The following is a 12,982-nucleotide window of genomic DNA, read 5'->3' as shown; positions in this document are numbered from 1 at the left end:
CAACATTATCCGCCCAAACATCACAGCCACCACTTGAAGTAGTAGACCGTAAGTCCAATAGCCACAAGAGAAACGAAGTTAAAACTCATCCTCAATCCAAAAGTGAATTGTATAATCGCAAGGTCTATCTCCATTGGATTTAAGCCGAATCCAACCTCCTTCATAAAAAATGTCTTTACTACACCTATTGGAAGGATGAATTTCAGTATCTCTGTAATCAAAGCTCCAGCCAAAAGCCCCACGACAACAGCGAGAAGAACTACAGCAAACCTCTTACGCCCTTCTGACAATATTTTCCTCCATTAAACCTAGATATTTCTTAACACTTGCAAAAATGCCTAGTCCATCATCAGACCCGAGAATAGCCTCACTACACCTTTCAGGATGCGGCATCATCCCCATGATATTTCCGCGTTCGTTGGTTATGCCAGCGATGTTATGTAAACTACCATTAGGGTTCGACTCAGCTGTAATATCACCATCCTTATTACAATATCTAAAAACCACCTGGCCATTCGATTCCAATTTTGCAAGCTCTTCTGGTTCGGCAAAATAATTGCCTCCGAAATGGGCGATGGGTATTTGTAGCACCTCGCCAACAGACATCGACTTCGAGAATGGACCATCGTCTTTTTCTACGCGAATAAAAACATCCTTGCAAAGAAAACGTAAATTTTTATTTGCAATCAGTGCGCCGGGCAGTAATCCAGCCTCCAGAAGAACTTGAAACCCATTACAAATCCCGATTACAAGGCCACCCTTTTTTGCGAAATCCTTTACGGACTCCATTACCGGACTGAAACGCGCAAAAACCCCTGTGCGAAGGTAATCGCCATAAGAGAACCCTCCCGGTAAAATAACCAGGTCTACATTCGAGAGGTTTCTGTCGTGGTGCCAAATAAATTTGGCGCTTTCCCCGAGGCCCTTCTCGATAGCCCAAAGGGCATCGCGGTCGCAGTTGCTTCCTGGAAAAACTACAACTCCAACTAACACTAAAACTCCTCTATTTCAAAATCGAAAACTTCTATTATAGGATTCGAAAGAATCTCCTCTGAGATTTTTTCGACTATTCCACGAGCTTTGTCGGCATCTATCGTTGCTATCTCAACATTAAAAACCTTGCCGGTCCTAATCTTTTTAACTTCCTCGTATCCTAATCTGACGAGAGCTTCGCTAATAGTCTTCCCCTCCGGATCCGCCACCGTCGCCTTCTTTCGAACATTCACCGTTGCTTTGAAATTTTTCATCCAATCTCTCCTTACGATGTGTCAATGAATTAAAAACAGCCCTAGCTAAACCGAAAGCCACATAAATAATCATCATAGGATAAATTAAATAAACGGGTGCTAAAATCAATCCTAAAATTAATATCAATATTGGTATAACAAATACTATGCTCTTCTGTCTGGATAATTTAAACCTTGGTAACCTCTTGGGATATGGCACATTAGAGACCATAAGCCATGCCATAATAGCCACCCCACCCAAAGAACCGTTACCAACAATAGGAGGCCATACCTTTTGAATAAAGAGAACGCCACTAGCGACAGTTAGAGCCGCAGCCGGTATAGGTAACCCTGTAAAATTATCAACCCCTTCGGGCACTGCTTCTAAGTTAAATCTTGCAAGCCTGTAAGCGCCTGCAAATAGATATAAAAGACCTATTGCTAAACGCCAATCGCGAAGGTCGAAACAGCCTACTCCAAACATCATTATTATCGGTGCTATGCCGAATGTAAGGAAATCCGCGAGACTGTCGAGCTGGACGCCGAGAGGGGTAGCCCCTTTGGCAAGGCGTGCAACTTTGCCATCGAGGGCATCGAGAAAAGCTCCTATAAGAATGAACCATGCGGCATTGATAGGATTGTCTCCCATCGCATGAAGAATGGCAAGGAATCCACAAAGCAGGTTACCAAAGGTAAACACACCCGGAACAACAGGCCTCAGATTATCTAGATTTTTCTGGCTATCGAGCTTTCTCCGCAAACTACCCTATCTCCCTTTTTTACACTAATTATGGTTTTATCGAAAGGAAGAAATACCTCCAGTCGGCTTCCGAAACGTATTAAACCGATACGCTCCGCGCGTTTTACTCCCTGTCCTTTTTCTAACCGACAAATTACCCTTCGTGCAACCATACCGGCTATTTGAATTACCTGTATGTTTATACCATCGCCTTCGAGATCAATAATCATTTGCTCGTTGTTCTCGAATGCACCCTCCGTGCCAGCGTGTTTGAATGTCCCTTCTTTGTATTCGAGACCAGTAACCTTCGCATCGATGGGCGAGCGATTAACATGAACGTCAAATATATTCATGAAAATGCCTATTCTATTGCATTTACCGAGTGTCGGATGTTGGTATTCGCTCGCTGTCGCGACTAAGCCATCAGCAGGAGAAAGTATTGCATTAATATCGTCTGGAGGTTTTCTATCGGGATCTCTGAAGAAATATATTGAGAATATGGACAAGAAAACTGACACTCCGCAAAATACATAACCAACAATGCTTTGAGTCATAGCACAAAAAACCGCTATGACCAAGAAAACATAGATATATTTTTTACCTTCTGGGTCGAGCTTCAATAAAACCTCCATTTCAATTATTCCAATATACTTATTTGTTTTTAACTAAACAACAGTAAAGACCGAGATTTCGCTCGACTAAGCGGCCGGCACGCTCCGTGCAAGTGAATAATCTCTTTAATATTGCCATTTTCTTGCACACGGACTCCCCAAAACCTTTCCACTACTCCCTCGCGCCGGCCGCGAACATACTTTGCTCTTTTCTTTAAAGCGAAATCATAGGCGCTGGCGCGGGTAGGGACGCTGGCGCTAAATTTGCCGATTCTGCAAATTTTGTGACAGCGTGGTGGCAGGTGCGGATTTTTGCGCTAATCAAGGTTTCTATTACTACCAAACCCCAAGAAATAGCAAAAATCGTGACAGCGCCGAAGAAGCACATAGAAAGATTATTTTTGAGATACTATCTTACTCTTTTTTCTGCACCCAGCCATTAAGACCAGATGAACGAAAAAGGCGCACAGCCTCGACCCACTCCTCTTTGTTTATTTTACGGTTTAATGAAGGCGAATCGACAGCCTTATAGGCAGGGAAATACTGAGACATCAGCGCGACATGAGCTTCAGGCGAAATCTCATTAGCGATGAAATCGAGGGCAGAAGAGGTGTTCGCGAGACCGCATGGAAAGACCAGGTGTCGAATTACCAGACCTCGGCGAGCGATACCATGCTTGTCGAGGTCGAGATTGCCAACTTGCTGCTGCATCTCGATTAACGCAACTCGATTGACTTCGGGGTAATCGCGCGCATTCGACAATTCTTCTGCAACTTCGTGATCAGCATAGCGGATATCTGAAAGGTATATATCAATAAGTCCGTCCAATCTGCGAAGTTGCTGGAGCGAGTCGTAGCCAGATGTATTATAAACTATTGGTATTTCAAGGCCGAGTTTTCTGGCTTCGGGAATTGCGACTTCTAAAGTAACTGTCGCATGTGATGGAGTAACGAAATTAATATTATGTGCGCCGCGTTTTTGAAGCCTTAGCATCGCATCAACAAGGCTATCTAGGTTTGTTTCCTTACCGTTGCCAAGCTGGCTAATCGGATAATTCTGGCAAAATATACAGGACAAATTACAACCGGAAAAAAAAATCGTTCCGGAGCCCCGTTCACCGGAAATTGGAGGTTCTTCCCCATAATGCAGGTTTACACTAGCGATCTTGGGAATAGCATGGGAACGGCAATATCCCATGGCATCGAATCGGTTAACACCACAGCTTCGCGGGCACTCGACACAGTTCGAAAGCCTGTTTATTTGCTCTTCATTAAAATTCAATTAGGATTTTCTAGAAAGGCTAACCCTTCTTCCAGCGCCCGCGCCTAAGAACATAGACCTGCTTGATATTTCGTCCGGTAGCAAAAATTGACAAAAACCCCTCGGCAAGAAGCGGACCAGCAAGGAAAAAAGCACCAAATAAAACAACGAACTCCATTTCGCCAATCCCAGCCTCCCATCGATATACCATCGAACCGGCAATAAACAGCCCGGCTAAAATCAATATAGCTACCGCAACGACAATGGAAAATATACCAGTGAACCACGCTTTTATCTTGCCTTTATCGAATTTTTCTGCAGCAAATCCTTGAGGTTTATTCCTGCTCATCTTAAAAGCGAAAAAAACAGGGCCTAAAGCAATAAATAAGCCGAGAACTATACCGAGAATAGCGTTAAACTCCAAGTCGAGTTGAGCTGATTCAGGGTGTAGGTTTTCGATATTTCGCCCAGCAATAAGAAAATAATATGACCTTGCAAATTCTATGACAAATGAGATTCCCGTCCCGAAGCCGAACCAGGCGATCATTCTTCGCTGCCAATTCTCTTTTCTTCTGAAGGCTTTTTCTTCATCTGGATACAGCGGAACAAGAATTGTAGGATCAAATTCAAGCATAATATTTCCGGGCGAAAATTTTTATCATTTTAATTATCGTTACTTTTCAACGAAAGATCAACAGCTTTTTTATATCCTAGGTCGATTGCCTTCTTAATTTTATCCTTGCTAATTTCTAGAACACCAATAATATCCGCCGGTGGTTCGATAATATTTAATTCGATCTGCCTGAGTTTACCTAAAGGGAATTTCTTCTTTCGTTCGACCTTCCAAAGAACGAAATTCTCGATGAAATTCGCCTCGTCTTTGACATCGCGCCATTTCGCAACCTCTTTATTAATCATCCGACAATTAGCAATATCGATCCCTATTATTTCTGTTTGAGCTAGTTCTATGCTTCTAACAATATTTTCAAATATAGTATCAAATTTTTGCTTCGTGGACCAATCAGTAAGCGGTGCACACAAGATTACATCGATAACATCCGCACCAGCTTTGATGCATGGCGCAAGTGGTTTCATTGCGAGAACACCACCATCTACATACTGATGGCCACCTATTTCCATGGGAGGAAATACTCCGGGGAGAGATGCCGAAGCCAACAACCAGTCCATGAAAGGCTCAGCATTCTTGTCGAGTTGGACATTAATCCCTCTCTGCAAATCAACCGCGCTGAAAAAAAACTCTACAGGCGATTCACGAATTTTCTCGACATCAATTTTCTTTTCAAGGAGTTTGCGAAGAGGCTTCATGGAAAGAAGACCTTTGTAAAATCGCGGATTACCCGCAATCACATCGAAAAACGAGTCAACGCCCTGCCACATATCTAATAGACCTAAAAAATCGTCCTGTGCAATCATGGAGCCAGATAGTGCACCTATCGAAAAACCGGAGACTATGCTATAATTACGTTTGAGATCACCAATGAGGTGTTTGAGTGCACCAACTTGAAACGATCCTCGCGCTCCACCACCACTCAAGAACAAGGCATATTTTTTTGGTTTCGAAACCTTCTCTTCCATTTTATTCTCCAATTTCTTTAATTGCACATCACGAAAGAAAATTTATCAAGCTTTCACCCGTATCTGGATGACTCAGATAAAAAATCAAGGATGAAGCAGAACTATTAAATGATATTTGATTATTGAACTCGGGCGATCCAAAGGATTGCTCCAATATATGTATTCTAGTTTTCAATAATATATTAAACTGAGGACACAGATCCTTTTCCTTAAAAAGATTGTTTAATTATCTCAGGTAAAAAAATCTTCTCGGTCATTAATTCCGAATGATGGCGGCCAACCCAGCTACCGAATTTGAATTAGCCGCCGTTCCGATTTTCCCATCTCCTCCGCGCTGTCACGATTTTTGCGGTTCCTTCGGATGCAAAAATCCCTTCCAAAGCACAACCCATTTCCCGCGCCAACGGCGTTTTTTTTGCCACAACCACTTACATCTTATTGATTCGTTTTCTTTTCAAATGCACCATCTTTTTCATAATCGCCTTTTTGCACAATTTACTCAGCCTTTCGAAGCACATCCGAACGATATTGAAGCTTCTGCCGATATTTTAATTTGCATTCAGATAAATTCGCTTTTGCTATCATTTCGATCTGAAGGGTATAAATCTCCATCATCTTCAGCGAGATTTCTTGTTTTGCTCGAAATGAAATTTACACGGCTATCCTAGAAATCGAAACCCTCACTTTGTGGGGGCAATTTATAAATTGCTCATCTTCTTAATTTCCAATTGTGGCTAAGAATAACAAGAAGAGCCGCTGGAGTCACAATTGGCGTAGGAGTTAAGCCTCGATTTCCCATGTTATACTGCGAGGAGGACATTTATTTTGTTCACATTATTCCTCAATGATTAATATGAATACACTGTTCTAGAATGGATAATGCCAGCAATGTATCAATTACCATGCACCGCCACCACCACCACCGAAACCACCACCTGAAAAACCACCACCACCGAAACCACTATGACCACCACCAGCGCCGGATGATCGGGGGCGAGCCGCCATAGCCGCACCCGTGCTGTGTATTGCCCCGCCTAAACTATGCACAAAAAGGTGTGTGTGGAATGCTTGCCCAGACCCGGAAACGAACCATTTCGGTGCTTCCTTGAATATCCCCTCGAAAGCCTCGGCCCACTGATCGGCAACACCGAGAGCCATAGCATAGGGCAGAAGTCTTTCGAATACTGTAGGATCCTCAGTAGCCATCCGCTCGATACGATCCTTCTCGACCCTTCGGACAAACTCCTCGAAACCAGCAACATTTATTGCAGAAATCGCACCTTTTTTGGTTTTTCTAGGCATAAATTTACCGAAAATAATAGTCATTAGACCAGCTGGAACAAAACTCGCAATAAAAGCCCAATTCGAAGCAAAGGCAGCGATGGGGAAACCCACGACAAGAAGGACTATCCCAAAACCGGCATATTTCTGCCGAATATGATCCGGGCGCGAAGGGAAATATTTGTTCGCCACAAGGCCGTCATAAATAGCGTCCTTTATTATTGGAAGCTCCATATAAAATTTATCTTTAAGGCTCGAAATCGTTATCGCCTCATTGTTTTCGTTTCCCGGGGCAATACTATCGAGCTGCACGCGGTCTTCAGGCTCTATGCTTCCTCGTTCAAACAGTGCAGATAACACCTTCTTTTCATAAGATTTGAGCGAATTATTGGGATTTCGAAGTTTCACCAAAATATAATCGCTTTTTTTAAAGAGGACTATTTTTTTCTTCTCGATTTCGAATATTTTAATATAACCGCGCACTGCAAGATCGACTATCGTCGATGTCATATCTCGTATATCAACACTCTCATCTATAAGCGTGCCAGCCTCTGCAGGCGCGAGATCTTCTGGCGGCTCATATCTCGGTGCGACAGACATCTTCACAGGGTCGCGTCCAGCCTTATTCCACTTGATTACAAGCCATAAAGCCCAGAATAAGAAAAGCAAAAGCGGCCACAGATCGAGGAGATACCAACGCACCCAACTCGCAAATCCCGGTTTGTTAAGTATTCCCTTTGGGATCGAGACAGCAATAGAAAGATTATCGTATGTTCCAAGCGCATTTGTCGCCCAAAAATCGACCTCTCCATCGCCAATATTTGAGTCACAGTTATGGGCTTCCGAGCCATATGCTCCGCTGAAACAAATAGTTTTTATTTCGCCCTCGGGTGTCCCAACAGGAAGGCGCACAGTTGCCGATGCCTTTTTTATCTCGCAGGGCCACTCGGTGCCGGTAACATTCCAATAAAGCTCATCATGATCATCGAAAAACAGCATCCCATTTTCGACTCGGTAACGTATCCGATATACATGAGTTCCACTAACAGTGTAATTAGGCGAGCCAATACGAATATTCACATAATCGCCCTGCTTTTTAACCTTGATATCGTATTCGTTTCCGGAATCGTCTGTAACATCTAGAATATTCACGAGAACTCTATACGTCCTCATAGGAAGACGATATTTATAAACAATATCTCGATAAATTCCATGCCTCTGCTCATTCCCAAAATTGACCTCGATACGCTCTTCAACCTCATAGGAAGAATTGGTGAACATCTCTATGTCGGAATGAAACGACTCGATAAGATAGGCATTGGCCTGCGAAATTGTCAGTAGTAAGACTACAATAAAAACAATATGGGCGAATTTCATGGAATTCCTCCTATGGTAAACGCAAAATCTTCTTGTTCATAATTAACTTTTTCCGAAATCGACCTTTGGAGCCTCTTTTTGTGCTACATCTTCTATCTCGAAATATTCCCTCTTTGTGAAATGGAACAGCATCGCGACAAAATTCGTTGGAACTTTTTCGACAGTTGTATTGAGGTCTCGAACGACAGCGTTATAATAGCGTCTGCTATCGGAAAGATCATTCTCGATTTTTTCGAGCGAAGCTTGAAGTTCGAGGAAGTTCTGGTTTGCTTTGAGGTCAGGATAACTTTCAGCTACAGCGAAAAGTTGTCGAAGAGCCTGTGTGAGAACATTTTCCGCCTGTGCCATTTTGGCCACATCGTCAGTGACCTGAATAGCTTGCTGGCGCGCCTTTATTACATTCTCCAGCGTTTCACTCTCGTGGCTGGCATAACCTTTCACTGTCTCGACGAGATTTGGGATTAGGTCGTAGCGCTTCTTAAGCTGGACATCTATATCAGCCCATGCGTTCTCGGCGCGGTTTTTTAACCCCACGAGTTTGTTGTATAGCGTGATAACTATAACAACAAGGGCGATTACGAAAACCGCCAAAATACCAAAGCAGCCGGCTATTCCTACAAAACCCATAATGCCTCCTTGCGAATCTATATTACAGAGTATTCTTATTAATTATTTTTATTATTCTCGGCTCCGATAAGAATTAAATTTTCTTCGATCAGACCCTAGCCTCAACGAACAACCAAGCTCTATACAGCCTCTGTTTGCTTATTCTCTCAATTTCATCTCAAATATAATGGGATAAATCCAAAACACAATACCAAAACTGGCTAGAATTCCTGTAATAAAACGCATTAAGTTGCCTGTGCTCCATAGACCGAATAACTGAGCGGAGCCATCTATCGCCATAGGTGCAACAAGCGCGAACATCGCCCACAATGGCAAAGACAACTTTCGTTTTAGAACAAGAGAAAGTATGCCAAAAAATGACATCCCACCAAATATACCGAAACAACGGGCACAAAGACCCATCTTATGGTCTAGGATAAAAAAACTTCTATCAGGAAGCTGATGGCAGAGAGGCTTCAGGCCAAGATAGCATCCACCGGAAAGCAAAGGGGCTCTTTTTGCTAATAAAGGTGCAGCTAGGGCAATAGCTGTTGTGAAAACCCATACAAAAGTGAGAAATAAAGCACCATGTTTACCGATCCAGTGAATAAATCTCATTAGCGGACAATGGCGATTTTTTCGATTACCGAATCATCCTCAGTAGCCAATCTTACTATGTAAATTCCATTGGCTAACGCGAGGTTATCGTTATTATTCAAATCCCAGAGATATTGAAGCTTCTCAGCCAATGCCCAGCTATAATCGTGGACAAGCTCGCCCGAAGTCGTCCATACTGTAAACCTAGCGCTCTGGCCAATATACGCCACAGCTTTTATCCATTCGTTCGCTGGATTAGGGAAAACTTGAAGCTGTTGTCCTTGCCCGAGGCGGTTGAATCTAACCGCATGTCCCAGACCATCGACAGCGTAGTCTAAAGAGAAGGCATAGCCCGGAATTAAGAGGGATAACACGGCGCCCATCTCAGCCATCGGTTCGACAAAGATACCGAAGGTGTCGGTTGTCAACACTATGTTTGTATCGAAATAAATAAAGCTAATCTCTTTGTTGGCGATGATATTACCGGATTGAGCATCGATAGCTCTACCGTAAAATCCTGTGGTAAATCCTGCTGCTACCGGTCCCTGCGGGATGCCCCAGCCATAGTCAAAATCGGCGGAATCCGCCGAATATATTGGGTCATAGGCTCTTACGCGGTCACCACTCGAGCGCACAGCCATCGCGAGGTTGTATCCATAAAGATCGGGGTTTGCGCTTTTAACTACTGCGCAAAGACCTGCAATAAGCGGACAGGAAAAACTAGTTCCTGAACCCGAGGTATAGCCTTCATTGGCATAGGGATTAACCAAGATATTCCCGTAACCCACAGCCGAAACATCTGGTTTAATCCTACCATCGGCGGTAGGCCCGGGGCTAGAAAATGGCGCGAAAACTCTATCGTATCCGACAGCTGCCACAGCAAGCACAGAATCACCATCGGAGGGGGATATCAGTGTTGGCCAGGACTGATTTGTCCGCTCGTTACCAGCGGAATTAATAACACAAATACCGCGTGAGGCGGCAATATCTGCGGCTATGGTTGTGAGCATAGTGTTGCCGTCGAGGTGGGCCAATGTATATGGTGTATCGGCGTCGAAATCCGAATAACCAAGACTACTCGAGGTAATATCCACACCGATAGAATCGAGCCACTCCATTCCGGCAACCCAGTTATCCTCCTCGGTTACATATTCACTATCTACATCCTCGGTTTTTGCAAGCGCAACCGAGGCATGATATGCAACGCCAATAACCTCTCCCGGCGAATAAGCTGCTATCGCACCGAGACAATAAGTCCCATGCCGGAAACCATAGAAATCGGTGTCCCCTGCGAGCGTGTCATAATCGATGCTGGTATCGTTATGCATGAAATCATATTGCGCGATGATATTCAGGCTATCGAATGCTCTATGCGTAAGTCGGAAACCGGAATCGAGTATTCCCACAAGCACTCCCTGCCCGGCATAACCCATCTCGTGTAAATGAGTAGCGCCAAGCATCGCAAGTTGCGGGAAAGTGGGGCCATAAAACGAATCGGTGAGTGTGTCATCCTCAAAGGGTCTCAATCTCGTAGTCGGTTCGAGCGGCCTCCGATACGTCCTTATAGCGCGTATCTCTTTAACAAACTCGAGTTCGGCTATCCGGTTCACCGTTGTTTGATTCATTGCAAAAGAAGCAGCATTTAACCATCGGCTTTGCCTTCGGAAATGTGCGCCAAGGTTAACAACTTCCTCCACATATATATTATTTACAGGCACATCATATATATCGAACTCCACATCGGCACTTATCCTGCGCTCGATAGCTCGATTTGACAATGTAGAACGAGCGATAGATGCGATATTCCTATTCCCTAGACCTTTATCTTGAAAAAAGACCCATACTAAAAGAGAATCATTTTCAGCATCGAGAAGCGAAGGTTCGATTTTAGCTATGTTTGCCATCGCGGAAACTGCTATGATCGCACTCAAAACCAATATTATTCGATTTTTTTTACTCATCTATAGCCTTCTTCCATCCTATACAATTTATTCTGCATTATACCGTAACTATCCTACACCTCTTGACTGTTGCTGAACGACTATTTTTCTTTCGTTATCGCCGAGACTCTGAATATTCACACGAATAGTTCTTTCGGGTAAGAACAATTCTCCTTTTTCCGCCCACTCCACCAGAGAAATACCCTCTCCATCGAAAAGCTCCCAAAGCCCTAATTGGGCTATTTCTTCTTTTTTATCCAGTCGATAAAGGTCTATGTGATAAATAGTTTTAACACCGGGATATTCGTGTATCAGCGCGAATGTTGGGCTCGAAACCTCAGTCGAGTCTATTCCGAATGCCCTTGCCATACCCTTTATCATAGTGGTCTTACCCACCCCGAGGCCACCGTAAAACGCAACAACATCCCCGGGACTGAGCTTTTCCGCTATTTTTTTGCCAAACTGGAGGGATTCTTCAGCCGAGTGAGTTATAATTTCGACCTCGGATATCATTTGGGTCGAAGAATTGCTAATGGAACTACCATTTCCTCGAGGCTTATACCACCATGAAGGAAGCTATTTTTATATTGCCGTTCGAACTGCGAGAAATGTGTCGGATATACAAAATAATAGTCTTCTTTGGCTATAATATAATTAGTCGTTTTTGTGAAACTAGGTAAACGCCAGTCTTTTGGGTTGCGAATGAAGATTCCACCTCGATCCTCACAGTTAATGTTATCTCCATACTTATATCGAAGGTTAGTCGAGGTGTCTTTTTTGCCGAATGCCTTTGTTCCGCGCCTACCAATTGTGCTCCCGTGATCGGTAGTGATAATAACTGTAACATTCTCGTCAGCAATCGCGATAAGCGTCTTGAGCAAACTCGAGTGAGCAAACCAAGTCTTCATCACACTTCGATAGGCCGATTCGTCCGGAGATATCTCCCTGAGAACCTCGCTTGCCGCTCTGCTATGCGCGAGAATGTCGAGAAAATTGGCTACAACACTTGTCATTGGCGCAGAAAGATAGCTTTTCAGACGATACACAAGACTTTCGCCCTCTTCGGGATCAAGAATTTTGATATATTTCGTGTCCCCTTTAAGCCTTATACCATTTTGCGCTATCTGCTTATCCATAAGCTGATGTTCATAACGATTGCGGGAAGTGGAGTCCTCGGTCGGGTCTATCCATAACTCGGGGTATCTCTTGGAAATATCATAAGGAAAAAGGCCACTGAATATTGCATTTCGGGCAATCGGTGTCGCCGAGGGTAATAGCGAGAAGAAAACTTCAGTACTAACATTATAATAATCTGAAAGCATCCTTTCAACGGATAACCATTGATCGAGGCGCATACAGTCAATCACCACAAAAAAGACCTTCTCGCCCGCTGCTAACGCTGGAATAACACTATTCGCACCAACATCGACAGAGAGCATGGGCCGTTGATCGGGATCACTCCATACCCATTTTTCATAATTGGATTCGATATATCTCCCAAATTCGGTGTTACATTCCCTGCGGAATTCCCTATGGGTCTGAGTCAAGCCGAGCTCTGGGTGGTTATCAAAAATGACATCCCACTCGGCGAGCCAATAGGCTAAATCGAGCCACTGACGGGGGGTTGCCTTCTGCGAGGGGCGTGTAACCATATCTCGGTATTCCGAGGTATAATCGCGGGTAAGCTGTTGGCCGACTATCCTGTCAGATTCGAATATCTTCTTCAAGGTTGAGAGTATCTGATGTGGA

General features: G+C 43.8%; 14 protein-coding genes. All 14 read right to left on the bottom strand.

The annotated features are described in order from the left end of the window. Nucleotides 1–20 precede the first annotated feature (20 nt). On the bottom strand, nt 21–290 hold the full coding sequence (locus tag KAH81_04515; GenBank protein ID MCK5832918.1) for a DUF4321 domain-containing protein: 270 nt from the start codon (nt 288–290) through the stop codon (nt 21–23). Beyond that, on the bottom strand, nt 274–993 hold the full coding sequence (gene purQ / locus KAH81_04510) for a phosphoribosylformylglycinamidine synthase subunit PurQ (protein MCK5832917.1): 720 nt from the start codon (nt 991–993) through the stop codon (nt 274–276). The genes KAH81_04515 and purQ overlap by 17 nt, the downstream gene beginning before the upstream one ends. Beyond that, nucleotides 993–1,202: a phosphoribosylformylglycinamidine synthase subunit PurS gene (purS, locus tag KAH81_04505; GenBank protein ID MCK5832916.1), complete on the bottom strand. Its 210-nt coding sequence runs from the start codon at nt 1,200–1,202 to the stop codon at nt 993–995. The genes purQ and purS overlap by 1 nt, the downstream gene beginning before the upstream one ends. Then, on the bottom strand, nt 1,174–1,986 hold the full coding sequence (gene pssA, locus KAH81_04500) for a CDP-diacylglycerol--serine O-phosphatidyltransferase (GenBank protein ID MCK5832915.1): 813 nt from the start codon (nt 1,984–1,986) through the stop codon (nt 1,174–1,176). Before pssA ends, purS begins: the two co-directional genes overlap by 29 nt. Continuing rightward, entirely contained in the window at nt 1,953–2,585 is a 633-nt protein-coding gene (locus KAH81_04495) for a phosphatidylserine decarboxylase family protein (protein MCK5832914.1), read from the bottom strand. Before KAH81_04495 ends, pssA begins: the two co-directional genes overlap by 34 nt. A 405-nt stretch (nt 2,586–2,990) precedes the next feature. Further along, entirely contained in the window at nt 2,991–3,773 is a 783-nt protein-coding gene (locus KAH81_04490; protein MCK5832913.1) for a radical SAM protein, read from the bottom strand. Between the two features lie 103 nt (nt 3,774–3,876). Next, entirely contained in the window at nt 3,877–4,470 is a 594-nt protein-coding gene (locus KAH81_04485) for a hypothetical protein (GenBank protein ID MCK5832912.1), read from the bottom strand. A 29-nt stretch (nt 4,471–4,499) separates the two neighbouring features. Next, nucleotides 4,500–5,432 carry a patatin-like phospholipase family protein gene (locus tag KAH81_04480; GenBank protein MCK5832911.1) on the bottom strand — a complete coding sequence of 311 codons (933 nt, stop codon included), beginning with the start codon at nt 5,430–5,432 and terminating at the stop codon, nt 4,500–4,502. Between the two features lie 897 nt (nt 5,433–6,329). Continuing rightward, nucleotides 6,330–8,090, bottom strand: coding sequence for a DUF2207 domain-containing protein (locus KAH81_04475; GenBank protein ID MCK5832910.1), 1,761 nt, complete (start codon nt 8,088–8,090; stop codon nt 6,330–6,332). Nucleotides 8,091–8,132: 42 nt separating this feature from the next. Beyond that, on the bottom strand, nt 8,133–8,717 hold the full coding sequence (locus tag KAH81_04470) for a LemA family protein (GenBank protein ID MCK5832909.1): 585 nt from the start codon (nt 8,715–8,717) through the stop codon (nt 8,133–8,135). Between the two features lie 138 nt (nt 8,718–8,855). Then, nucleotides 8,856–9,314 carry a DUF2085 domain-containing protein gene (locus KAH81_04465; GenBank protein MCK5832908.1) on the bottom strand — a complete coding sequence of 153 codons (459 nt, stop codon included), beginning with the start codon at nt 9,312–9,314 and terminating at the stop codon, nt 8,856–8,858. After that, nucleotides 9,314–11,254: a S8 family serine peptidase gene (locus KAH81_04460; protein ID MCK5832907.1), complete on the bottom strand. Its 1,941-nt coding sequence runs from the start codon at nt 11,252–11,254 to the stop codon at nt 9,314–9,316. Before KAH81_04460 ends, KAH81_04465 begins: the two co-directional genes overlap by 1 nt. 48 nt (nt 11,255–11,302) lie before the next feature. Beyond that, entirely contained in the window at nt 11,303–11,746 is a 444-nt protein-coding gene (gene tsaE / locus KAH81_04455) for a tRNA (adenosine(37)-N6)-threonylcarbamoyltransferase complex ATPase subunit type 1 TsaE (GenBank protein MCK5832906.1), read from the bottom strand. After that, nucleotides 11,743–12,982: PglZ domain-containing protein (locus KAH81_04450; protein ID MCK5832905.1), on the bottom strand; the 1,240-nt coding region annotated here is incomplete at its 5' end. The genes KAH81_04450 and tsaE, both read right to left, overlap by 4 nt.

This window comes from bacterium, from assembly GCA_023145965.1.
Classification (GTDB): domain Bacteria; phylum UBP14; class UBA6098; order UBA6098; family UBA6098; genus UBA6098.
Note: the sequence above shows the minus strand (reverse complement) of the source record. Positions and strands in the feature narration are given on the sequence as shown.